Genomic DNA, 20,355 nt, shown 5'->3' with positions numbered 1-20,355 from the left:
TGGCTCGCCGGGCAGCGGCTCAGCTGTCGAAGAAGCCGCTGAGCTGGTCGTGGATGCACCGGACGCCCATGGCCAGGTAGCGCGGGTCGCCGTCGGGATCATGCAGGAAGGCGTAGGTCACCATGGCGTCGAGTCCACCGATCGCCAGCTCGAGCTGCTCGCGCTGCTCCTCTCCCGTGTCGACGCCCCAGCGCTCGTGCACGTACGCGAGCAGGTCGTCGACGAAGATCGGCACGACGGCATCGCGGTGCTGCGGCCCGAGGTCGAGGCCTTCGCCCGCGCGCAGCATGCGGAACGACGGGACCTCGCGGAACGTCTCGATCATGGCGTCGATGAGCTGCTGCAGCGTCTCCTCCCACGTCGGGTGCCCGGCGGCGAGCACGCGCCCGATCGAGAAGCGCAGGCGCTCGAGGTTGCGCTCCGCGAGCGCGACGAGCACTGCGACCCGATCCGGGAAATAGCGGTAGACGGTGCCGATCGAAGCGCCTGCGCGCTCCGCGACGAGCGCCGTGGTCAGATGCTCGATGCCGTGCTCGACCACAACCGCCGCGGCTGCGTCCAGGAGCGCCTCGACTCGGTGCGCGGCTCGGGCCTGCACCGGTTCGTGTCGCACGGTGAGCGACGGCGGCGGCGTGTTGTGATCGCTCATGCATGCCATTGTGTCGCATCTCAGCAGAAAGAGTGAGACCATCTCGCGTATGTGCGGACGCTATGTGCTGGCCTCCCCGGTGAGCGACCTCGTCGCTCTGTTCGAGATCGACGAGGCGAGCGATGCCCTGCCGGAGCCCAACTGGAACATCCCGCCCACCACGACGGTCCCGATCGTGGTCGAGCCGATGCCGCGTGACGAGAGCCCACCCATCCGCCGACTCGAGGCGGCGCGCTGGGGGCTGGTGCCCGCGTGGGCCGACGACCTCTCGGTGGGCTCACGGGCCTTCAACGCGCGCAGCGAGACCGCCGCGGAGAAGCCGATGTTCCGGGATGCCGTGCGCGAGCGTCGCGCGCTGGTGCCGGCGGACGGCTGGTACGAGTGGCAGAAGACGGGCGACGCGAAGACGCCGTTCTACATCCACGGTGACGCGCCGGTGTCGTTCGCCGGCCTCTACGCCTGGTGGAAGCAGCCCGATGGCTCGTGGCTGCTCTCGACCACGATCCTCACGACCGCGTCGGTCGGCGAGCTCGCGTCGATCCACGAGCGCATGCCGGTCGTGATCTCGCCCGAGCTGCGGGATGCCTGGCTCGATCCGACGGAGGATGGCGAGGCCGCGCTCGAGGCCGTGGTCGCCGATGCCGGCGAGGCGGTCGCCGAGCTGACCGCGCATGCGGTCGACAAGCGCGTCGGCAGCGTCCGCGAGCAGGGAGCCGAGCTGCTGAATCCCGCGTAGCCGCGAACCCGCCATCCCCAGCCAGTAGGGTCGAGGGGCGTTCACGGCTCGGGAGGTCACGCATGGAGGAGCTCGATCCACTGTCGCGCATCCCCGAGCGCATCCGCCACACCGCTGCACGCGTCGAGGACTGGATCCACGAGCACCGCGAGGCGAACGCGCTGCGGGCGGGTCGCCTGCCCGCGATCGTCACCTACCCGGGGTACGGCGGCGACGGCTGGGTGCGCGTGCTGGCGCGTGTGCTGCTGGTCGAGCCCGGCGCCGAGCGGAGCGTGCACTACGAGAATGTGCGCGGGTGGCGCTCCTTCACGTCGCTCGCGCTCAACAGCATCGACGTGACCATCGAGGCGGGCGGTGAGCGGCACGTCGTCGTCGCCGACCGCGGCGGTCTCGTCGACGCGATCGTGCCCGCGCGCCTGGAGCCGGGCTGGCGGGAGGTCACGCTGTCGGTCGCGGGTTCCGCTCCGGTCGCGGCCTCGGTGCGCATCGTCGACCCGGACACGCGCTTCGGCGTCGTCAGCGACATCGACGACACCGTGATGGTCACCTCGCTCCCCCGCCCGCTGCTGGCAGCGTGGAACGCCTTCGTGCTCGACGAGCACGGGCGCCAGCCCGTGCCGGGCATGGCTGTGCTCTACGAGCGGATCGCGAACGAGCATCCGGGCAGCCCCTTCATCTACCTCTCGACCGGCGCCTGGAATGCGGCGCCGGCGCTGAGCCGCTTCCTCTCGCGCAATCTCTACCCCGCGGGCAGCATGCTGCTGACCGACTGGGGTCCGACGCACGACCGCTTCTTCCGCTCCGGCAAGGACCACAAGCGCAGAGAGCTGCGCCGGCTCGCGCACGACTTCCCCGACATCACCTGGCTGCTGGTCGGCGACGATGGCCAGCACGACGAGGAGATCTACGGCGAGTTCGCCACCGCCCACCCCGCCTCGGTGCGCGCGGTCGCGATCCGCGAGCTCTCCGCGCAGGAGGCGGTGCTGGCCGGTGGCCGCAAGCACGCCGACACCCGGTCGATGCACCCGTGGGTGTGGTCGCCCAACGGCGGCGGGCTCGTGCAGGAGCTCGCGGCCATCCCCGAACTCGGCGTGCTGTGAGCGCGAGCCCGGCGCCGCGCCCGATCGCGATCGCGATGCTGTGGCGCGCCGACGGTGCGCTGCTGGTGACGAGCGCCGTCGAGCCCGGCACCGGTCGCACGCTCGTGCGACCGCCGGGTGGCGGCCTCGAGCGCGATGAGGCGGCGGCGGATGCGGTGGTGCGCGAGCTGCGGGAGGAGCTCGGCGTCGCGATCACCGTCGGCGACCTGCTGGGCGAGTTCGAGCACCGCGTCGCGTTCGCGGGCCGGGACCTGCATGAGGTCGTGCATGTCTTCTCGGCGACCGTCGCGGTCGGCGTCAGCCTTCCGCCGACGACCGACGCCGGGCACCCGGTGTGGTGGCTGGAGCCCGATCGCTTCGACGAGCCGGAGCTCGAGATCGTGCCCGCCGGGCTGCGACGGCTGCTGTCGGAGCGCCGCTGACCGCAGCGCGCGGGCACTCAGCGCGCCAGCACCTCGCCGGCGCGACCGGCAGCGCGCATCCAGCCGCCCGACGCCGTCACACGCACCGGTGCATCGCCGAGGAAGCGCATCGCGACGAGCGCGGCGGCCTGGCCCGCGGTGAGCCCACTCGGATCGACGCTGCTCCCCCACACCGCGCGCTCGGCGCGGCGGCGCACCGGCTCGCCGGGAGAGGCGGGCAGCGCGGCTTCGACGTCGGCGGCGGCCTGCGACGCGAGCTCGCGCACGACGGCCGGGTCGACGTCGCCCGTGTGCGTCCAGCCGCCGCGCGGCGGCGATACGGCCGCCCACGCGGGCCGGGCCAGCGCATCCGGCACCTCGATGTCGGCGCCGTCGCGCAGCGCGTCGCGCAGCGCGGCCAGCGCCACCACACCGTCGAACGTGGCGGGCTCGCGCATGCGGGCGGCGCGGGCGACGAGCACGGTCGGGCCGATCTCGAGCAGGCCGGCGGATGCGGTCATGGGCGTCGTGAGCAGCGCGACGTCGCCGTCGGCGAGCAGCCGCACGGTGCCGTCGCCGAAGACCGCCGCTCGTTCGAGCAGCAGGACGAGGTCGGCTCGGGCGCGATCGTCGAGCGAGAGTATGGCGTGCATGCACTTCTAGACTAGAACGGCCCGACCGGGCACGAGTTTCGTCGAGAGGACCGGCATGACCGAGAGCATCCGCATGCTGCTGGAGACGCTGACCCTGACCGACACCGGCGCGCGCACCAACGAGGACATCTTCACGGGCGCGAGCCATCCGATGCCTGGCGGCCGGGTCTTCGGCGGGCAGGTGATGGCGCAGGCGGTGGTGGCCGCGCAGCGCACGGTCGCGACCGACCGCGACATCCACTCGGTGCACGGCTACTTCGTGCGCCCGGGCGACGCGGAGCAGCCGATCACGCTCTCGGTGGAGCGCATCCACGACGGGCGGTCGTTCTCGACCCGGCGCGTGCAGGCCTATCAGAACGGCGTGCCCATCATGTCGATGATCTCGTCCTTCCAGGATGAGGATCCCGGCAGGAGCACGCAGCACGCCATGCCGCAGGGCCTGCCCGGTCCCGATGCGCTGCCCAGCTCTGAGGATCTGCTCGCGCCCTATCTCGGGAACCCGCACGCGCGAGCGGTGATCGCGCGCCCGTTCGACATCCGCCATGTCGAGGGACCGATCTACCTGCACGATCCGTCGCGGCCCCGCGATGGCAAGCAGCACGTGTGGATCAGGGCGAAGGATCGACTGCCGGACGACGACGCGCTGCACCGTGCCGCGCTGGCCTACCTCTCCGACTACGCGATGCTCGAGCCGATCGTGCGGGTGCACGGCGCCGCGTGGACGACGCCGGGCCTGAAGGCCGCGAGCCTCGACCACGCGCTGTGGTGGCACCGGCCCGCGCGCGTCGACGACTGGCTGCTGCTCGAGCTCGAGACGAGCTCGTCGGGCGGCGGCCGCGGGCTGGGCCACGGCTACGTCTACGCCGCGGATGGCACCCACGTCGCCACGGTGGCGCAGGAGGGCATGGTGCGCGTGCCCGAGGACGTCACGAGCACGCCGTGACGATCACGCCGATCGCCCCCGCAGAGGCGATGCGCACGCTGCGCGAAGCACTGCCAAGGCGCACCGACCGGCTGGTGCTGCGCACGCTGCGTCCCACCGACATCGACGCCGTCCGCTCCTACCGCAACGCGTCGGGGCAGCGGCGCTGGACCTACACGCGCGACCAGACCGAGGCGGAGCTGATGGCATGGACGGCCGGCGGCGCCCCGGTCTTCCTCCGCGATGGCGACGCCGTGCAGCTGGGCATCGAGCTCGACGGCCGACTGGTCGGTGACCTGATGGTGCGGATCACGAGCCTCGCGAGCCGACAGGCGGAGCTGGGATGGATGATCGCGCCCGAGGCGCAGGGTCAGGGTCTCGCGCGCGAAGCCGCCGCAGCGGCATTGGACCTCGCGTTCGCGATCGGTGCGCACCGGGTCACGGCGCAGCTGGACGAGGAGAACGTCGCCTCGCGCCGGGTCGCCGAGCGCATCGGCATGACGCTCGAGGGCCGCTTCGTGGATGACGAGATGAATCCGGCGACCGGCAGATTCGGCACGTCGCTGCACATGGCAATCCGCCGGGCCGAGCGCTGACACGCAGGCCCGGCCCGGCGGATGAGCCGGATCAGTTCTGGGGGAAGCCCAGGTTGAGCCCGCCGTGGCTGGGGTCGAGCCAGCGGCTCGTCACGACCTTCTCGCGCGTGTAGAACTCGAACGCGTGCTTGCCGTAGGCCTTGCCCTGGCCGAAGATCGAGCGCTTCCAGCCGCCGAACGAGTGATAGCCGACCGGCACTGGGATCGGCACGTTGATGCCGACCATGCCGACCTGCACCTCGTTCTGGAAGCGACGCGCAGCGCCGCCGTCGTTCGTGAAGATCGCCGTGCCGTTGCCGTAGGGGTTCGCGTTGATGAGCTCGAGACCCTCCTCGTAGGAGCCGACGCGCACGATCGACAGCACCGGCCCGAAGATCTCCTCCTTGTACGCGGTGGAGTCAGTGGGCACGTTGTCGAGCAGCGTCGGCTTCACCCAGAAGCCCTTCGGGTCACCATCGACCTCAGGGTCACGGCCATCGACCAGGACATCGGCGCCGTCGTCCGACGCGGTCTGGATGTAGCCGACCACCTTGTCGCGGTGCTGGCCCGTGATCAGCGGACCCATGTCGTTGTCGCGCGTGCCGTCGCCGGTGCGGATCGCCCCCATCTTCTCCTTGATCTTGGCGGCGAGCTCGTCGGCGATCGCGTCGACCGCGACCACGACCGAGATCGCCATGCAGCGCTCGCCCGCGGAGCCGAAGCCCGCGTTGACGGCAGCGTCGGCGGTCACGTCCAGGTCGGCGTCCGGCAGCACCAGCATGTGGTTCTTCGCACCACCCAGCGCCTGCACCCGCTTGCCGTGCTCGGAGCCCGTCTTGTAGACGTACTCCGCGATGGGCGTCGACCCGACGAAGGAGATCGCCTCCACGTCGGGATGCGTCAGGAGCGTGTCCACCGCCTCCTTGTCGCCATGCACGACCGTGAGGACGCCGTCGGGCAGGCCGGCCTCCTTGAACAGCTCGGCGATGAAGACCGATGCGGACGGGTCCTTCTCGCTGGGCTTGATGACGACGGTGTTGCCGGCGGCCAGCGCGACGGGCGCGAACCACAGGGGGATCATGGCCGGGAAGTTGAAGGGGCTGATGATGCCGACCACGCCGAGCGGCTGACGCAGCGAATAGACATCGACGCCGGTGGACGCGTTCTCGGAGTACTCGCCCTTCGTCAGCAGCGGGAAGGCGGTGGCGAGCTCGGCGACCTCGATGCCGCGCGCGATCTCGCCGAGCGCGTCGGAGTGCACCTTGCCGTGCTCACGCGTCACGATCGAAGCGAGCTCGTCCTTGCGCTGCACGATGAGCTCGCGGAAGCGGAACATGATCGACTGGCGCTTCGCGATGGAGAGGTCGCGCCATGCGGGGAACGCGGCCTTCGCGGTCGCGATCGCCTCGGCGACCTCGTCGGCGCTCGCGAGCCCGACCTCCGACACGACCCGACCGATCGCGGGGTTGTAGACCGGCGCGGTGCGGCCCGTGCCCTCACGACGTGCACCGGAGATCCAGTGCGGGATGGCGGTCGGCGCAGCCGACTGCGCAGTGGTCTCGACGACGGTGTCGGTCATGGGTGGTGCTCCTTGCTGCGGGTGCCTCGTTGCGCCCACAGCCTACCGAGCGCGACGCCTCGCGCGGCCTACGCCCCCGCCGGCTTCGCGCCGCGACGGAACGCGACGGGAGCCTCGACGTAGGGCGCCCACGCGCGACGCTCGTCGGCCGTGAGCCGCCGCGGTGCGCCCGACGCGGCATCCAGCATCACCACGGTCGTCTGGGCGCGTGCGTAGAGCTGCGAGGCGTCGGGCGAGCGCACCTCGTAGCAGACGTCCATCGACGCGCCGCCGAGGTGCCCGATCCACGTCTCCACGATGATCGGCTCGCGGTGATGCGGGATCTCCGCGAGGTACTCCGCCTCCTGCCGGGCGATCACGGTCACGCTGGTCGCATCGGCGCCCGCGTCGATGATCGCGGTGGCGGGCGAGCCGTCCGGGCCACCGGCCCAGAAGGCGCTGATTCGCGCCTCCTCGAGCAGCGTCAGCAGCGCCGCGTTGTTGACGTGGCCGTACGCGTCCAGGTCCGACCAGCGGACCCGGACGGGCACCGGCAGCCGCATCAGTCCCTCGTGAGCTTGCGGTACGCGGAGCGGTGCGGCTTCGCCGCATCCGGCCCGAGGCGCTCGATCTTGTTCTGCTCGTACGACTCGAAGTTGCCCTCGAACCAGTACCACTGCGCCGGGTCCTCGTCGGTGCCCTCGTACGCGAGGATGTGCGTCGCGATGCGGTCCAAGAACCACCGGTCGTGCGTGATGACCACGGCGCAGCCGGGGAACTCCAGCAGCGCGTTCTCCAGGCTGCCGAGCGTCTCGATGTCGAGGTCGTTGGTGGGCTCATCGAGCAGCAGCAGGTTGCCGCCCTCCTTGAGCGTCAGCGCCAGGTTCAGGCGGTTGCGCTCACCACCGGAGAGGACGCCGGCGCGCTTCTGCTGGTCGGGGCCCTTGAATCCGAACTGGCTCACGTACGCGCGCGACGGGATCTCGACATTGCCGACCTGGATGTAGTCGAGGCCATCCGAGACGACCTCCCACAGGTTCTTGTTGGGGTCGATGTTCGAGCGGCTCTGGTCGACGTAGCTGAGCTTGACCGTCTCACCGATCTTCAGGTTCCCGTCGTCGAGCGGCTCGAGGCCGACGATCGTCTTGAACAGCGTCGTCTTGCCGACGCCGTTCGGGCCGATCACGCCGACGATGCCGTTGCGCGGCAGGCTGAACGACAGGCCATCGATGAGCATGCGGCCGTCGAAGCCCTTCTCGAGATCCTTCGCCTCGAGCACCACGGAGCCCAGACGCGGACCCGGCGGGATCTGGATCTCCTCGAAGTCGAGCTTCCTGGTGCGCTCGGCTTCCGTCGCCATCTCCTCGTATCGAGCAAGACGGGCCTTGGACTTCGCCTGCCGCCCCTTCGAGTTGGAACGGACCCATTCGAGCTCGTCGGAGAGCCGCTTGGCGAGCTTCGCATCCTTCTTGCCCTGGATCTGCAGGCGCTCGGCCTTCTTCTCGAGGTAGGTGGAGTAGTTGCCCTCGTAGGGGTAGAGACGACCGCGGTCGACCTCGCAGATCCAGCCTGCGACATGGTCGAGGAAGTATCGGTCGTGAGTGACCGCCATGACGGCGCCCGGGTACTTCGCCAGGTGCTGCTCGAGCCACAGCACGCTCTCGGCGTCCAGGTGGTTCGTCGGCTCGTCGAGCAGCAGCAGATCCGGCTTCTCGAGCAGCAGCTTGCAGAGTGCGACACGGCGCCGCTCACCACCGGAGAGGTTCGTGACCGGCCAGTCGCCGGGCGGGCAGCGCAGCGCATCCATCGCCTGCTCGAGCTGGGAGTCGAGATCCCAGGCGTCGGCGGCGTCGATCTCTTCCTGCAGCGTGCCCATCTCGGCCATGAGCGCGTCGAAGTCGGCGTCGGGGTTCGCCATCTCCGCCGAGATCTCGTTGAAGCGGTCGATCTTCGCGGTGAGGTGACCGAAGGCCGCCTGCACGTTCTCGAGCACGGTCTTCGACTCGTCGAGCTCCGGCTCCTGCATGAGCATGCCGACGGAGTAGCCCGGGCTCAGCTTGGCCTCGCCGTTCGAGGTCGTCTCGAGTCCCGCGATGATCTTGAGGATCGTCGACTTGCCCGCGCCGTTCGGCCCGACCACGCCGATCTTGGCGCCGGGGATGATTGCGATCGTGACGTCGTCGAGGATCACCTTGTCGCCCACGGTCTTGCGGGCGCGGACCATCGAAAAAATGTACTCGGCCATGCCCTCAGTCTAGGGCGATCACGTCGCCGACCAGACACCGCCCGCCGCCGAGCGCCGCGGCGCGGATCGCCGCTGCCGGGCCGTCCCCGACCTGGCCGATGAGGCAGCCGTCGTCGACGCGCACCGCGATCTCGAGGAACGTCACCGGGGCGCCCAGCGAGTCGACCTCCCGGGTGCGCTCGATCGTCGATCGCGCGAACCCCGCGGTCTCGACCGCGTCGACCAGCGACTCGGGATCCAGCGGAGACTGGCCGCCCAGCGCGCTGCGGAACGCAGCCAGCTCATCGTCCGCCGACTCCGCAGCGGGCGCGGTCGCTGCCGTCGCGCTCGGCTGGGCGGACGCCGACGCAGCGGGTTCGGGCGACGGCGAGCAGCCCACGAGACTGAGGGCTGCGAGCAGCACGAGCACTGCGGACCGACGCACGCGCCCTCCTTCGCTGACTGGCGGAACGCCTCCAGCCTAGGCTCCCAGCGGCCCCGCGCCCGGCCGCGCCCACGCCGCGTCAGGCTCGGCCGTCGATGGCGATGCGGTGTGGACGCCGGGGAAGGAACCGGATTCGTCCCCCCACCCGGACGTCGGATCGTCATCGACTTCGGCGTGCTCGGGCCGCGTTGCGTCGCCAGACAGCTCGGACGCCGCGCCGGGCGCCGACGAGCGCTGCCGCAGCGCCGGCCCCACACGGAGCGAGTGGCCGATGTGCTCGGCTCGGATCTTGACGCTCGTGCCGCGCCTGTCGCCGGCTTCCCACTGATCGACCTTGAGCCTGCCCAGCACCATCACCAGGTCGCCCCTGCGCAGGGACGCGCCGACGTGGTCGGCGAACCTTCCCCAGGCCTCGATCGAGAACCAGTTGGTGTGGCCATCGACCCACGTGTCTCCCTCCTTGCGCCTGGACTTGCAGGCAAGTCGGAATTCGGCGACCCGGTCGCCGTTGACGGACTTCAGCATCGGGTCCGCGCCGAGCGACCCGATGACGGTGATTGCTTCGCTCATGCGCCGCAGGATGCCGGAGGGTGCGCGGAGCCCGCGGCGCGGCTGTGGCGGGCTGTGGAGAACGGCGAGCGGCCGGGAAGCGCACCGATGCCGTGTCCTGTGTGGGTGGTCGGACGTAGCGTCGGAGACGACGGAGAGGAGCTCACCATGGCGATCATGACCGGCACCCAGCGACGCTTGGCACCCACCGCACCGCACGTGGCCACCCGTCGGGTGCGCGACGACCTCTGGCGGGTGAGCAGCGCCTCCGGCCTCACCCTCGGGTACATCGCTCAGGTGGACGGGCGATCCGGTCGCGCGTTCGAGGCGCGGCGGCTCCTGCCCGGCGGCACGACGATGCTGCCGATCGGCACCGGCTGGGCGCTCGAGGACGCGCTCGCGTGCTTCACCGGGCCGTGACGACGCAGCCGCACGAGCCGCGATAGCGCTGCGGCAGCGCTCGATATCGTTCCGGCACAGCGCAACGGGGCCGTGGCTCCGTGCCACGACCCCGTTGCTGCTGCGTCGATCAGACGGTCGCGGGAACCTGCTTGACCGCCGAGATCTCGATTTCGACGTCGACGTCGTCCGACAGCATGACGCCGCCGGTCTCGATCGCGACGTTCCAGGTGATGTCGAAGTCGGTGCGCTTGATGCGCGTGCGTGCCGAAGCGCCCGCTCGCGTGTTGCCCCAGGTGTCCGGGCCGATGCCGCCGAACTCGACGAGCAGCGCGACGCGCTTGGTGACGCCGCGCAGCTGCAGGTCACCGTCGATGTACAGGTCGTCGCCGTCGACGCGCGCGCTGGTGGAGACGAAGGTCCACTCGGGGTGCTCGTCCGTCGCGAAGAAGTCGTTGGATCGCAGGTGCGCATCGCGGTCGGCGTTCTTGGTGTTGATCGTCGTGGGGTCGACCGTGGCCGAGATGGTCGACTGCTCGGGCTGCTCGCCGAGGACGATCGTGCCAGCGAGACCCTCGATCTCGCCGCGCACCTTGGCGACCATCATGTGTCGCACCGAGAAGGTGACGTTCGAGTGCGAGCCGTCGATGTCGTAGGTGCCGGGCTGGTAGTTGGGGAGGTCCTGCAGCATAGGTGGGTGCCTTTCTGGCGTCGGGAAGTCGTTCGGATTCGAATAACCTCCGCGCGAGCGCTTCTATTCCCGCCGCCGTGAACCGCGTTGCACGGCCGTCACTCCCCGTGCAGCAGGTGCTTCCCCTCCGCGCGGTTCAGCAGCATCCGCTTCGCCACCCACAGCCCGATCGCCAGCAGCACCGCTCCGATCACCACCCACTGCAGCGAATCCATGTAGGGCTCGATCGCGTGGTAGTTCAAGCCGAGCGTGACGCCGACCATGATGAAGATCGTGTTCCAGATCGCCGAGCCCACAGCCGTCAAGGCGAGGAACAGCGGCACCGGCATCTTCTCGATGCCTGCGGGGATCGAGATCAGGCTCCGGAAGATGGGCAGGAACCGGCCGAAGAGCACGGTCTTCCAGCCGTGCCTGGCGAACCACGCAGTGGTCTTGTCGATGTCGCTCGCGCGCACCAGGGGCATCCTGGCCGCGATGCGCGAGAGCCGCTCGTGCCCGAGCAGCCTGCCGAGCGAGTAGAGCACGAGCGCGCCCACCACCGAACCGATCGTGGTCCAGATGATCGCCTCCGCGATCGAGAACGAGCCCTGCGCCGCGGCGAAGCCAGCCAGCGGCAGGATGATCTCGCTCGGGATCGGCGGGAACAGATTCTCGGCGGCGATCGCGACGGCCGCACCCGGTGCGCCGATCGCCTCCATCAGCCCCACCGCCCAACCGGCGACACCGGTGAGCTGATCGGAGTCGACAGCGGTCTGCAGCAGGGAATCGAGCACGCAGCCAGCCTAGAGGCGCGAGCGAGGCGCGAGCCGGAACCGCCCCCATGGCGCGTGACTCGCTAGAGTCGAGTCGCCGTTCGGCACGCCCCCGTAGCTCAGCGGATAGAGCAGGAGCCTTCTAATCTCTTGGTCGCAGGTTCGATTCCTGCCGGGGGCACAGCCTGTCTGAGCGTGCTGCCGGCAACACGCCGCTGGCGCGTGTGGGCGGCTCGTCGCATGCTGGCGCCATGCTCACCGACATCGCGCCCCTCCCCGCCCCGCGTCGCGACCGCCCGCTACTGCCGGACGGGTACGGCCTCCCGGAGGACGACACCGGGCTGCTCTCGTGGGACGAGGTCGAAGCACGGCTCAGGGCATCGCAGCACTACTGGCTCGCGTCCGTGCGGCCCGATGGCCGTCCGCACTCCATCCCGCGCTGGGGCGTCTGGCTCGATGGACGATTCTGGTACGACGGATCACCCGCGACGCGGCACGCGCGGAATGCAGCGCAGAACCCCGCTGTCACCCTCACGCTCGAGGATGGCAAGGAGGCCGTGATCGTCGAGGGCGAGTCCCATGCGACGCGCGCGGAGCCAGGCGATCTCGGCGCGCGGCTTGCCGCAGCCTTCGAGAAGTACCACGACGACGGCTACGCACCGGCAGCCGACGCATGGTCGGGCGACGACGGCGGTGGGCTTCGGGTGCTCACGCCGTCGCGAGCACTGGCATGGTTCCGCTTCCCGCAGGATGCGACGCGCTTCCGCTGGTGAGTGCGGCACCGGCGCGCGCGAGGTGACAGGCTGGAGGCATGACCGCCGCACTGCTGTTCGACATGGACGGAACGCTCATCGACTCGGAGCCCATCTGGCACGAGCGGATGGGCGCATTCGCCCACGAGCATCGCATCGAGTGGACGACCGAGGACGCGCATTGGACGACCGGCAGGCCCATGATCGAGTGGGCCGAGCGGATGCGCGAGCGCGGGGTGGAGATGGAATCCGCCGCGATCATCGAGACGATCGCCGGTGCGGTCGCCGATCTGGTGCGCGAGGATGTGCCGTGGTTGCCAGGCAGCGAGGCACTGCTCGAACGCGTCGCCGAGGCAGGCGTGCCCGCTGCCCTGATCACGAACGCAGCCGCGGCGAACGCGCGCGCGATGCTCGACGCGGCTCCGGCGCGCTCGCTGCGCTTCGCCATCTCGGCCGACGACGTGGAGCGCTCGAAGCCCGACCCGGAGCCGTACGCGACCGCGATCCGCAGGCTGGGCGCCGACCCATCCGCATGCATCGCGTTCGAGGACTCCGGCAGCGGTGCGCGATCCGCGGTCGCGGCAGGCGCCCGCCTGTGGTTCCTGACCACGCAGCTCACCGAGTCGCCGGTGCCGGCAGAGCGCACGATCGGCACGCTCGCGGACATCAGCGCGGACGAGCTCTTCGCGGCCCTCGATCGCGCATAGACTCGCGAGGTGCCTGTGAGTGATCGGATCGTCTGGATCGACTGCGAGATGACGGGGCTCGACCCGCAGGTCGATGAACTCGTCGAGATCGCGGTAGTCATCACCGACTTCGAGCTCGAAGTGCTCGATCCCGGCCTGCAGATCGTGATCAAGCCCTCCGACGAAGCGCTCGAGCAGATGGACGACTTCGTGCGGAAGATGCACGCGACGAGCGGGCTCGACCGTGAGATCCCCGACGGTGCCGCGCTCGCCGAGGCAGAGCTCGAGGTGCTCGCGTACGTGCAGCGCTTCGTGCCGCTGGAGCGCTCCGCTCCGCTGGCCGGCAACACCATCGGCACCGATCGCTCGTTCCTCGCGCGCTACATGCCCGCACTCGACGGCTTCCTGCACTACCGCTCGATCGACGTGTCCAGCATCAAGGAACTCTCGCGGCGCTGGTTCCCGCGCGCCTACTTCCAGGCGCCAGAGAAGGCCGGCGGGCACCGAGCGCTCGACGACATCCGCGAGTCGATCCGCGAGCTGCGGTACTACCGCGCCGCGGTGTTCACGGATGCACCGGGGCGAACGTCGGACGAGCTGCAGCAGATCTCGGCGAAGGTGACCGAGGGCTTCGGCGCGCACCTGCCGGGCTGAGCCGTCGATTCGGCGTTCGGCGGCCGGATGTCGTACACTGTCCTAGTTGCGCCGTGAGCGCACATGGTGGGTATAGCTCAGTTGGTAGAGCGCCGCCTTGTGGTGGCGGATGTCGCGGGTTCAAGTCCCGTTACTCACCCCAGACCCTCGAGGTCCGGATCTTGGTCAGGCAGTGGCACGACCAGGGTCCGGGCCTCGTTCTCATCTGCCACGGGCATCGCCGGGCTGACGTAGCGTTGCTCCATGCCGCTCCGCACCCGCCTCTCCCGCGTCACCGCAGCGCTCATCGCCGTGCCCTTCACCGCCGCGCTCCTGCTGAGCGCGTGCACGCTGGCTGACTCGGAGCCGCCGGAGCAATCGATCGTGCGGACCACCGATCCGGATGCGGCGCTGACCGTGGTCGCGGAGCAGGGCGAGGGCGCAGCATCGCTGGCTGTCAGTCGCGCTCTGTTCGACGCGTCGCCGCTCGTCATCATCGCCGCCACGGGCGACGCGGGGGGCCAGGAGCTGAGCGCGCGAGCCGCGATCGACCTCGGCGTGCCCGTGCTGGTCGCGCCCACGGGCGACCCAGTCGGTGCTGCGAGCGCTGGACCGGCGCCCGCCTCGACGGGCGCGGACGACGCCGAAGGTGCTGCGCGCGCCGTCTCCGCTGAGCTGGAGCGCCTGGGTGCATCGAGCGCGCTCGTCGTGGGCGCCGTCGCTGCGCTCGCGGAGGAGGATGGCGGCGCGTCGATCGCCGTCGAGCGCGTCGACGCGACCGCGGATGCGATCGGCGAGGCCTCCGGGATCGCGCTGGGCGACCCGACGGCGGCCGACCCCTCAGGCTTCGCTGCCGGCGTCGCCGCCTACGGCGACGATTCCATGGGCTCCACCGGCGATGCGGACACGCAGGCGCAGGAGTCCGGATCCCTGTCGCGGCCCGAGTCGGCGGCGCCGCTCACGGACACCATCGCGCTGGCCGTCGACAGCGTCGACCGGATCGCGCCCATCGCGACCGCCCGAGCGGCGGGCGTGCCCGTGCACCTCATGCCGGAGGGCATCACGAATCCGCAGGCCACCCCATCCGCGATCGACGCCCTACACGCCTCTGCCGCGAGCAGGACGCTGGCGATCGGTGCGGCGTTCGACGCCGAGCCCGCGCTCGATTGGAAGGTGCGCGCGGCACGCAGCGGGTTCCAGCTGCCGGGCGGCGGCCAACTCGTGTTCGACCAGCACCAGTTCGTGGCGCTCTACGGCACACCGAGCACCAGCGTGCTCGGTGTGCTCGGCGAGCAGGACGTCGCGGGCTCCGTGCAGCGGGCTCGAGAGATCGCCGCGCCCTACCAAGCGCTCACGGACAGGACCGTCGTGCCGATGTTCGAGATCATCGCGACCGTCGCGGCGGGCCAAGCCGGGCCCGACGGCAACTACTCCAACGAGCTGTCCGTGGAGTCGCTCCGACCGTTGATCGACGCCGCGGCCGAGGCGGGGATCTACGTCGTCATCGACCTGCAACCGGGTCGAACCGACTTCCTCACGCAGGCCAAGCAGTACGAGGCGCTGCTCGCACTGCCGAACGTCGGTCTGGCGCTCGACCCCGAGTGGCGCCTGGAGCCCGACGAGGTGCACATGCGCCAGATCGGCTCCGTCTCCGCCGCCGAGGTGAACAGCGTCGTGACCTGGCTCGCGGATCTCACCAACGAGCGCGGCCTGCCGCAGAAGATGTTCGTGCTGCATCAGTTCCGCCTCGACATGATCACCGATCGCGACACGCTCGACGTGAGCAGGCCCGAGCTCGCGTTGCTCATCCACGTGGATGGGCTCGGCTCCCAGCCCGCGAAGCAGGCCACCTGGGAGGCACTGATGCGCGATGCCCCCGCAGGTCTCCACTGGGGGTGGAAGAACTTCTACGACGAGGATCTCCCGATGCTCACCCCGGAGCAGACCATGCGCGACGTCTCCCCCGTGCCCGATCTGGTCACGTACCAGTAGCACGACGGAGGAGGCTGTCCTGCTGTCACAGCCGCCTCGTGCTCGGAGACGGTCAGTCCGCGCGACGGATCCGAATGGGTCCGCGGGCCAGTGCGGGGTCGACCGGCTCGCCGCCCTGCGTGACGACGGCCTCGCCGCGGCCGACGAGCCGTGCTGCCGCGGCCCGCGCCTCGTCCACGCGCGGGCGCCAGGCATCCGGATCCTCGCCCGCGACCCGGCGTGCGGCATCGCTCGGGCAGATGGTGGCACCGGGTCGACGAGTGGCGAGCAGCTCGAGGATCGCTGTCTCCATCACATCAGCCATGACGACATCATGACGCGGAACGCGCGTGCGCGCATCCGCGCCGTCAGCGCTCGGGCGGCAGCACCACACCGATCGGCTCGCGCTTCTCTGCCTGGAACCGATCCTCGGTCCGGCCCTGCGCCCAGTAGCCCGAGAGCGACACCTGCGAACGCTCGAGGCCGCGGCGCGAGAAGAGCTCGTCGCGCATCGCCTTCATCGACTCGCGCTCGCCATGCACGAAGGCATGCACACGGCCCTCCGAGAACTCGAGGGCAGCCACGGTCTCGGCGAGCAGCCTCACTGTCTCCGGCCTCGGTGCACCGCGATGCAGCCAGCGCACGTCGACGCCACTCGGAGCACGGAGGTCGAGCTCCTCTGACACATCGCGCACCTCCAGGATCGCGATGCCGCTGGCAGCGGCATCGAGCGCCTCGATCGCGCGGGCGATCGCGGGCAGCGCCGACTCGTCCCCCACGAACAGGTGCCAGTCGGCGGCGGGATCCGGGGCGTAGGCGCCGCCGGGACCGGTGAGCGCGATCCGATCGCCCACCTGCGCGTGCTCGGCCCATGGCCCGGCGATGCCGACGTCGCCGTGGACAACGAAGTCGAGCGAGATGGAGTCGGAGTGCACCTCGCGCACGGTGTACGTGCGGGTGACGGGGATGTCATCCGGCGCAAGCTGCGTGCGGAGGGCCGCGAGGTCGTAGGGCGGCTGGAGGCCGAGCTCGGGCTTGACGAAGATGAGCTTCACGTAGGCATCGGTGCACTCGTTCGGGCTGAAGGTCACGAAGCCGGGCCCGCCGAGGCGGACGCGCACGAGGCTGGGCGCGATCCGCTCGCTGCCGAGCACTTCCAGCACGTGCTGCGGACGGGGCGGTCGGGGCGGGCGCTGCTCGAGGCCAGGGTTGCTCATCGGCATCGACGCTACCAGCGGGCTCAGAGCCAGCACCGTCGATAGGCTCGGTCGCAGGTGCGGAAGGGGGTGGGTCGATGGTTGAGATGCGCTTGGACGCGTTCGAAGAGCTCGTCACTGCGGTGCTCGACGAGCTGCCGGACGAGATGGTCGAGGGCCTCGACAATGTCGTCTTCCTGGTCGAGGACGAGCATCCGGATGAAGACCTGCTGGGGCTCTACGAGGGGGTCGCGATCACCGAGCGCGGCAACTACGGCTTCGGCGAGCTGCCAGACCGCATCATGATCTACCGGCTGCCGCACACCGAGACGTCGAACACGATCGAAGAGGTGCGCGCCGAGGTCCGCACGACTCTCGTGCACGAGATCGCGCACTTCTACGGCATCGACGACGAGCAGCTGCACCAGCTCGGCTGGGCCTAGCCCCCGCGAACCCCGAGGACCGCCCGCCACCCTCCGTCGGTCGACGAGCGCACCACCCCCGTAGGTCGAGGAGCGTGCGCCGCAGGCGCGCGCGTCACGAGCCCGGAACCCCGCACCTACCCCCGTAGGTCGAGGCGTGCGCCGCAGGCGCGCGCGTCACGAGACCGGAACCTCGACCAAACTTCGTAGGTCGAGGAGCGCGCGGCGTAGCCGGGCGCGTCACGAGACCGCAACCCGCGACCGGCCCCCTGTGGACAACCCGTCCCATGTCAGTGGCCCATGGTTTCCTTCGCCCATGGATACCCGGGAGATCGATGGCGAGGACTACATCGCCGCGGTCCGCGCGGGCGCGATCGACCCCTTCGGGCACACGGCGGCCGAGCTGCAGGCGTCGCTGGATGCCTACGACCGGGAGTGGGGTGAGCGGCTCGCGGCGCTGTCCGACGACGAGCTCGACGCAGTGATCGCCGGCCGCATGCCGATGCCGGAGCTGCCGGGCCCGGCGGAGTCCGACTACACGCGGCAGTTGCGGGCCGAGGCCGCGTTCGTGGGCCGGATGCGGGCGCTGGAGGCGCAGACGGCCAGGCTGGAGGCGGAGAAGCGGGAGGTCCTCGCGGGGCATCTGTCGGCGCTGCTCGCCGTCGGCGGCAATATCGACACCGCCCGCCGCGAGAGCGCGTCGGTGCTGGCGGCCGAGCTGCACCTGTCCGACCGCACGATCGAGCAGCGCATGACCGGCGCCTGGCAGCTCGTCCACGAGCTCCCGCTGGCGCACGAGGCCCATAAGGCCGGCCGCATCACGGCCGGGCACCTGCGCACCATCGACCAGGCCACCCGCGCGCTGCGCATCGACGCGCAGGTGGATGCGGCCGACAAGACCCGCGTCGAACAGGAGCTGGTCGAGCTGGCCGAGCGGACCACGCCCGGCCAGTTGCGATCGCGTGCGCCCCGGATCGTAGACCGGGTCCTCACCGCGCCGCTGCAGCAGCGGTTCGACGCCGCCCGCGAGCAGCGCGCGGTGACGCTGGCCGAGGCCGGCGACGGGATGGTGTTCCTCGGAGCGCTGGTGCCCGCCGCGCTCGGCACCGCCGCCTACGACCGGCTCACCCGATCCGCCCGCGGCAAGCCCAAGGAAGACCCGCGCACGTTCGACCAATACCGCGCCGACGCGCTCCTCGAACTGCTCCTCTGCGGGCAAGTCCCAGAGAACCTCACCGGCGTCGCCGCCATCACCGCCACCATCGCCGTCACCATCCCCGCCACGGCCTTGCTCCGCGACGATGACGGGGGTGAGCCAGGATCCGAACTGCGGTTCCCGGCCATGCTCGACGGCCGCACCCTCGTCGACGTCGACACCGTCCGCGCGCTCGCGGCCGACACGATCACCTGGGAGCGGCTCTTCCTCCACCCCGTCACCGGCATCCCCATCACCGTCGACACCTACCAGCCCACCCGCGCCATGCGCCGCTGGCTCCAAGCCCGCGACGGCCGCTGCCGCTGGCCCGGCTGCAACAACCCCGTCACCCGCGCCGACACCGACCACACCCGCGACTACGCCAAGGGCGGCACCACCATCCTCACCAACCTCGCTCACCTCTGCAGGCGCCACCACACCATGAAGCACGCCACCCACTGGACCGTCCAACAACTCGCAGGCGGCGTCCTCGAATGGACCATGAACCGTCCCCTGTTTGATGCCGGTTCCTTTCGAGTCTGGAAGGAAGATAGTCATCATGCCGAAGCAGATCCCGGAGGAGACGAAGCAGCGAGCGATCCGGCTCGTGCTCGACCATCTCGATGAGTACCCGAACCTGACGACCGCGTGCGAGACGGTCTCGAAACGGCTCGGCTTCGGGGCCGAGTCGCTGCGCCGATGGGTGCGGCAGGCTCAGATCGACGCCGGCGAACGGCAGGGCGCCTCGACGAGCGAGTCGGAGCGGGTGCGGCGGCTTGAGCGGGAGAACCGTGAGCTGCGTGAGGCGAACGCGATCCTGCGCGACGCGGCGGTTTTCTTCGCCGGGGAACTCGACCCCCGACGCCGCTGATCGTCGGCTTCATCGACGAGCAGCGAGCCAAGGGCCGCGCGGTCGAGTCGATCTGCCAGGTCCTGCGGGAGCAGGGTGTGGAGGTCGCCGCGCGAACCTACCGGGCGTGGAAGCGCGCCCAGCCCAGCAACCGCGCTGTGGATGACGCGGTGGTGATCGACGCGCTGCTGGCGACGGTCGGCACGCCGGAGGGCATGTACGGGCGGCGGAAGATGACCACGCATCTGCGACGTGCCGGCCACGACGTGTCCCAGCGGCGGGTGGACCGGCTGATGCGGGATCTCGGCCTCAACGGCCGGGTGCGCGGGCGTGGCGTGCGCACGACCGTCCCGGATCGGAACGCCGAGCGCGCACCGGATCTGCTCGAGCGGGACTTCACCGCGCCCGCGCCGAACCAGCGCTGGGTGGCGGACTTCACCTACGTGCGCACCTGGGCCGGGTTCGCGTACGTGTCGTTCGTGATCGACTGCTTCTCACGCGCGATCGTCGGCTGGCAGGCCGCGACCACGAAGACGACACCGTTGGTGACCACGGCGCTGCGGATGGGCCTGTGGCGGCGCGACCGAGCCGGCCGCCCGGCGCTCGACGGACTGGTCCATCACAGCGATGCCGGGTCTCAATTCACGTCCGTGAGCTTCGCCGAGACGCTCGCCCTGGAGGGCATCGCTGCGTCGATCGGCTCGATCGGCGACGCGTATGACAATGCTCTCGCCGAGTCGACGATCGGGCTGTTCAAGACCGAAGCGATTCGCGACGACTCGCCCTTCCGGACCGGTCCGCTCAAGCAGCTGGAGGACGTCGAATGGGTCACCGCTGAATGGGTCGACTGGTACAACGCCAGGCGCCTGCATTCCACCCTCGGCGACGTCCCTCCCGAGGAGTTCGAGGCCGCGTACTACGCTGACCTCGAAACGCCATCACACCCGGTGCTGGCACCCGCATAGGAGCGGCAGAGAACCGGGGACGGTTCACCAG

At 70.3% G+C, this 20,355-nt stretch carries 24 protein-coding genes and 2 tRNA genes; 15 read left to right on the top strand and 11 right to left on the bottom strand.

Annotated elements, in window-relative coordinates:
* Nucleotides 1–19 precede the first annotated feature (19 nt).
* Nucleotides 20–649: a TetR/AcrR family transcriptional regulator gene (locus ABG090_RS05400; RefSeq protein ID WP_347757108.1), complete on the bottom strand. Its 630-nt coding sequence runs from the start codon at nt 647–649 to the stop codon at nt 20–22.
* 49 nt (nt 650–698) lie between these two features.
* On the opposite strand from ABG090_RS05400, the gene ABG090_RS05395 reads away from it, so the two are divergent.
* The 3 genes from ABG090_RS05395 (at nt 699) to ABG090_RS05385 (ending at nt 2,907) form a co-directional block, all read left to right on the top strand.
* Nucleotides 699–1,385: an SOS response-associated peptidase gene (locus tag ABG090_RS05395; protein ID WP_347757106.1), complete on the top strand. Its 687-nt coding sequence runs from the start codon at nt 699–701 to the stop codon at nt 1,383–1,385.
* A gap of 62 nt (nt 1,386–1,447) precedes the next feature.
* The gene (locus ABG090_RS05390; RefSeq protein WP_347757104.1) at nt 1,448–2,485 is read left to right on the top strand and encodes a phosphatase domain-containing protein; all 1,038 of its coding nucleotides are present in this window, start codon (nt 1,448–1,450) and stop codon (nt 2,483–2,485) included.
* Nucleotides 2,482–2,907 carry an NUDIX domain-containing protein gene (locus ABG090_RS05385; RefSeq protein WP_347757102.1) on the top strand — a complete coding sequence of 142 codons (426 nt, stop codon included), beginning with the start codon at nt 2,482–2,484 and terminating at the stop codon, nt 2,905–2,907. Before ABG090_RS05390 ends, ABG090_RS05385 begins: the two co-directional genes overlap by 4 nt.
* 17 nt (nt 2,908–2,924) lie before the next feature.
* Here the strand turns inward: ABG090_RS05385 and ABG090_RS05380 are convergent, their stop codons facing one another.
* Nucleotides 2,925–3,539 (bottom strand): hypothetical protein, encoded by a 615-nt coding sequence (locus ABG090_RS05380; protein ID WP_347757100.1) that lies wholly within the window; start codon nt 3,537–3,539, stop codon nt 2,925–2,927.
* Between the two features lie 55 nt (nt 3,540–3,594).
* Between ABG090_RS05380 and ABG090_RS05375 the strand changes: the two genes are divergently transcribed.
* Nucleotides 3,595–4,482 (top strand): acyl-CoA thioesterase domain-containing protein, encoded by an 888-nt coding sequence (locus ABG090_RS05375; RefSeq protein ID WP_347757098.1) that lies wholly within the window; start codon nt 3,595–3,597, stop codon nt 4,480–4,482.
* On the top strand, nt 4,479–5,057 hold the full coding sequence (locus tag ABG090_RS05370; RefSeq protein WP_347757096.1) for a GNAT family protein: 579 nt from the start codon (nt 4,479–4,481) through the stop codon (nt 5,055–5,057). Before ABG090_RS05375 ends, ABG090_RS05370 begins: the two co-directional genes overlap by 4 nt.
* 31 nt (nt 5,058–5,088) lie before the next feature.
* Here the strand turns inward: ABG090_RS05370 and ABG090_RS05365 are convergent, their stop codons facing one another.
* The 5 genes from ABG090_RS05365 to ABG090_RS05345 all read right to left on the bottom strand — a co-directional run bounded on the left by ABG090_RS05365 (nt 5,089) and on the right by ABG090_RS05345 (nt 9,833).
* On the bottom strand, nt 5,089–6,615 hold the full coding sequence (locus tag ABG090_RS05365; RefSeq protein ID WP_347757094.1) for a CoA-acylating methylmalonate-semialdehyde dehydrogenase: 1,527 nt from the start codon (nt 6,613–6,615) through the stop codon (nt 5,089–5,091).
* A 68-nt stretch (nt 6,616–6,683) separates the two neighbouring features.
* Nucleotides 6,684–7,157, bottom strand: coding sequence for a thioesterase family protein (locus ABG090_RS05360; RefSeq protein WP_347757092.1), 474 nt, complete (start codon nt 7,155–7,157; stop codon nt 6,684–6,686).
* On the bottom strand, nt 7,157–8,839 hold the full coding sequence (gene ettA, locus ABG090_RS05355) for an energy-dependent translational throttle protein EttA (protein WP_347757090.1): 1,683 nt from the start codon (nt 8,837–8,839) through the stop codon (nt 7,157–7,159). Before ettA ends, ABG090_RS05360 begins: the two co-directional genes overlap by 1 nt.
* Before the next feature lie 4 nt (nt 8,840–8,843).
* Nucleotides 8,844–9,263 carry a hypothetical protein gene (locus tag ABG090_RS05350; RefSeq protein WP_347757088.1) on the bottom strand — a complete coding sequence of 140 codons (420 nt, stop codon included), beginning with the start codon at nt 9,261–9,263 and terminating at the stop codon, nt 8,844–8,846.
* Nucleotides 9,264–9,299: 36 nt separating this feature from the next.
* The gene (locus ABG090_RS05345) at nt 9,300–9,833 is read right to left on the bottom strand and encodes a single-stranded DNA-binding protein (RefSeq protein WP_347757086.1); all 534 of its coding nucleotides are present in this window, start codon (nt 9,831–9,833) and stop codon (nt 9,300–9,302) included.
* 147 nt (nt 9,834–9,980) lie between these two features.
* Here ABG090_RS05345 and ABG090_RS05340 point away from each other — a divergent pair, with 147 nt between their 5' ends.
* Nucleotides 9,981–10,232 carry a hypothetical protein gene (locus ABG090_RS05340; protein WP_347757085.1) on the top strand — a complete coding sequence of 84 codons (252 nt, stop codon included), beginning with the start codon at nt 9,981–9,983 and terminating at the stop codon, nt 10,230–10,232.
* Between the two features lie 109 nt (nt 10,233–10,341).
* Here the strand turns inward: ABG090_RS05340 and ABG090_RS05335 are convergent, their stop codons facing one another.
* Nucleotides 10,342–10,902 (bottom strand): YceI family protein, encoded by a 561-nt coding sequence (locus tag ABG090_RS05335; protein ID WP_347757083.1) that lies wholly within the window; start codon nt 10,900–10,902, stop codon nt 10,342–10,344.
* 98 nt (nt 10,903–11,000) lie between these two features.
* Nucleotides 11,001–11,675 (bottom strand): DedA family protein, encoded by a 675-nt coding sequence (locus ABG090_RS05330; protein ID WP_347757081.1) that lies wholly within the window; start codon nt 11,673–11,675, stop codon nt 11,001–11,003.
* A gap of 87 nt (nt 11,676–11,762) precedes the next feature.
* On the opposite strand from ABG090_RS05330, the gene ABG090_RS05325 reads away from it, so the two are divergent.
* The 6 genes from ABG090_RS05325 to ABG090_RS05300 all read left to right on the top strand — a co-directional run bounded on the left by ABG090_RS05325 (nt 11,763) and on the right by ABG090_RS05300 (nt 15,717).
* Nucleotides 11,763–11,835 (top strand) — tRNA-Arg (locus ABG090_RS05325).
* 70 nt (nt 11,836–11,905) lie between these two features.
* On the top strand, nt 11,906–12,427 hold the full coding sequence (locus ABG090_RS05320) for a pyridoxamine 5'-phosphate oxidase family protein (protein ID WP_347757079.1): 522 nt from the start codon (nt 11,906–11,908) through the stop codon (nt 12,425–12,427).
* Nucleotides 12,428–12,465: 38 nt separating this feature from the next.
* Entirely contained in the window at nt 12,466–13,113 is a 648-nt protein-coding gene (locus tag ABG090_RS05315; RefSeq protein ID WP_347757078.1) for an HAD family hydrolase, read from the top strand.
* Nucleotides 13,114–13,161: 48 nt separating this feature from the next.
* Nucleotides 13,162–13,746 (top strand): oligoribonuclease, encoded by a 585-nt coding sequence (gene orn / locus ABG090_RS05310; RefSeq protein WP_347757500.1) that lies wholly within the window; start codon nt 13,162–13,164, stop codon nt 13,744–13,746.
* A gap of 66 nt (nt 13,747–13,812) precedes the next feature.
* Nucleotides 13,813–13,888: transfer RNA gene (locus ABG090_RS05305), tRNA-His, on the top strand.
* A 101-nt stretch (nt 13,889–13,989) separates the two neighbouring features.
* Complete coding sequence (locus tag ABG090_RS05300; protein ID WP_347757076.1) at nt 13,990–15,717, top strand: hypothetical protein; 1,728 nt, start codon at nt 13,990–13,992, stop codon at nt 15,715–15,717.
* Between the two features lie 52 nt (nt 15,718–15,769).
* Here the strand turns inward: ABG090_RS05300 and ABG090_RS05295 are convergent, their stop codons facing one another.
* Together ABG090_RS05295 and ABG090_RS05290 are read right to left on the bottom strand one after the other, a co-directional pair.
* A complete protein-coding gene (locus ABG090_RS05295) occupies nt 15,770–16,021 on the bottom strand; it encodes a DUF3253 domain-containing protein (RefSeq protein ID WP_347757074.1) in 252 nt (83 codons plus the stop codon).
* Between the two features lie 43 nt (nt 16,022–16,064).
* Nucleotides 16,065–16,913 (bottom strand): siderophore-interacting protein, encoded by an 849-nt coding sequence (locus tag ABG090_RS05290; protein ID WP_347757072.1) that lies wholly within the window; start codon nt 16,911–16,913, stop codon nt 16,065–16,067.
* A gap of 77 nt (nt 16,914–16,990) precedes the next feature.
* Here ABG090_RS05290 and ABG090_RS05285 point away from each other — a divergent pair, with 77 nt between their 5' ends.
* The 3 genes from ABG090_RS05285 to ABG090_RS05275 all read left to right on the top strand — a co-directional run bounded on the left by ABG090_RS05285 (nt 16,991) and on the right by ABG090_RS05275 (nt 20,324).
* Nucleotides 16,991–17,335 carry a metallopeptidase family protein gene (locus ABG090_RS05285; protein ID WP_347757070.1) on the top strand — a complete coding sequence of 115 codons (345 nt, stop codon included), beginning with the start codon at nt 16,991–16,993 and terminating at the stop codon, nt 17,333–17,335.
* A 136-nt stretch (nt 17,336–17,471) separates the two neighbouring features.
* Nucleotides 17,472–19,136: a DUF222 domain-containing protein gene (locus ABG090_RS05280; protein WP_347757068.1), complete on the top strand. Its 1,665-nt coding sequence runs from the start codon at nt 17,472–17,474 to the stop codon at nt 19,134–19,136.
* Nucleotides 19,069–20,324 (top strand): IS3 family transposase gene (locus tag ABG090_RS05275; protein WP_347754124.1). Its coding sequence is split into 2 segments (ribosomal slippage): nt 19,069–19,339 and nt 19,339–20,324, totalling 1,257 coding nucleotides; the frame shifts between segments, so codons are not numbered across the junction. Before ABG090_RS05280 ends, ABG090_RS05275 begins: the two co-directional genes overlap by 68 nt.
* Nucleotides 20,325–20,355: the final 31 nt, after the last annotated feature.

Origin of the sequence: Agrococcus sp. ProA11, assembly GCF_039880525.1 — a bacterium.
GTDB lineage: Bacteria > Actinomycetota > Actinomycetes > Actinomycetales > Microbacteriaceae > Agrococcus > Agrococcus chionoecetis.
This window is presented reverse-complemented; position numbering and strand designations above follow the sequence as displayed.

Coding starts and splice junctions, on each gene's coding strand:
- ABG090_RS05400 (WP_347757108.1), bottom strand. CDS start 649: ATGAGCGATCACAACACGCCGCCGCCGTCGCTCACCGTGCGACACGAA.
- ABG090_RS05395 (WP_347757106.1), top strand. CDS start 699: ATGTGCGGACGCTATGTGCTGGCCTCCCCGGTGAGCGACCTCGTCGCT.
- ABG090_RS05390 (WP_347757104.1), top strand. CDS start 1,448: ATGGAGGAGCTCGATCCACTGTCGCGCATCCCCGAGCGCATCCGCCAC.
- ABG090_RS05380 (WP_347757100.1), bottom strand. CDS start 3,539: ATGCACGCCATACTCTCGCTCGACGATCGCGCCCGAGCCGACCTCGTC.
- ABG090_RS05375 (WP_347757098.1), top strand. CDS start 3,595: ATGACCGAGAGCATCCGCATGCTGCTGGAGACGCTGACCCTGACCGAC.
- ABG090_RS05365 (WP_347757094.1), bottom strand. CDS start 6,615: ATGACCGACACCGTCGTCGAGACCACTGCGCAGTCGGCTGCGCCGACC.
- ABG090_RS05360 (WP_347757092.1), bottom strand. CDS start 7,157: ATGCGGCTGCCGGTGCCCGTCCGGGTCCGCTGGTCGGACCTGGACGCG.
- ettA (WP_347757090.1), bottom strand. CDS start 8,839: ATGGCCGAGTACATTTTTTCGATGGTCCGCGCCCGCAAGACCGTGGGC.
- ABG090_RS05345 (WP_347757086.1), bottom strand. CDS start 9,833: ATGAGCGAAGCAATCACCGTCATCGGGTCGCTCGGCGCGGACCCGATG.
- ABG090_RS05340 (WP_347757085.1), top strand. CDS start 9,981: ATGGCGATCATGACCGGCACCCAGCGACGCTTGGCACCCACCGCACCG.
- ABG090_RS05335 (WP_347757083.1), bottom strand. CDS start 10,902: ATGCTGCAGGACCTCCCCAACTACCAGCCCGGCACCTACGACATCGAC.
- ABG090_RS05320 (WP_347757079.1), top strand. CDS start 11,906: ATGCTCACCGACATCGCGCCCCTCCCCGCCCCGCGTCGCGACCGCCCG.
- ABG090_RS05315 (WP_347757078.1), top strand. CDS start 12,466: ATGACCGCCGCACTGCTGTTCGACATGGACGGAACGCTCATCGACTCG.
- orn (WP_347757500.1), top strand. CDS start 13,162: ATGACGGGGCTCGACCCGCAGGTCGATGAACTCGTCGAGATCGCGGTA.
- ABG090_RS05300 (WP_347757076.1), top strand. CDS start 13,990: ATGCCGCTCCGCACCCGCCTCTCCCGCGTCACCGCAGCGCTCATCGCC.
- ABG090_RS05295 (WP_347757074.1), bottom strand. CDS start 16,021: ATGGCTGATGTGATGGAGACAGCGATCCTCGAGCTGCTCGCCACTCGT.
- ABG090_RS05290 (WP_347757072.1), bottom strand. CDS start 16,913: ATGAGCAACCCTGGCCTCGAGCAGCGCCCGCCCCGACCGCCCCGTCCG.
- ABG090_RS05285 (WP_347757070.1), top strand. CDS start 16,991: ATGGTTGAGATGCGCTTGGACGCGTTCGAAGAGCTCGTCACTGCGGTG.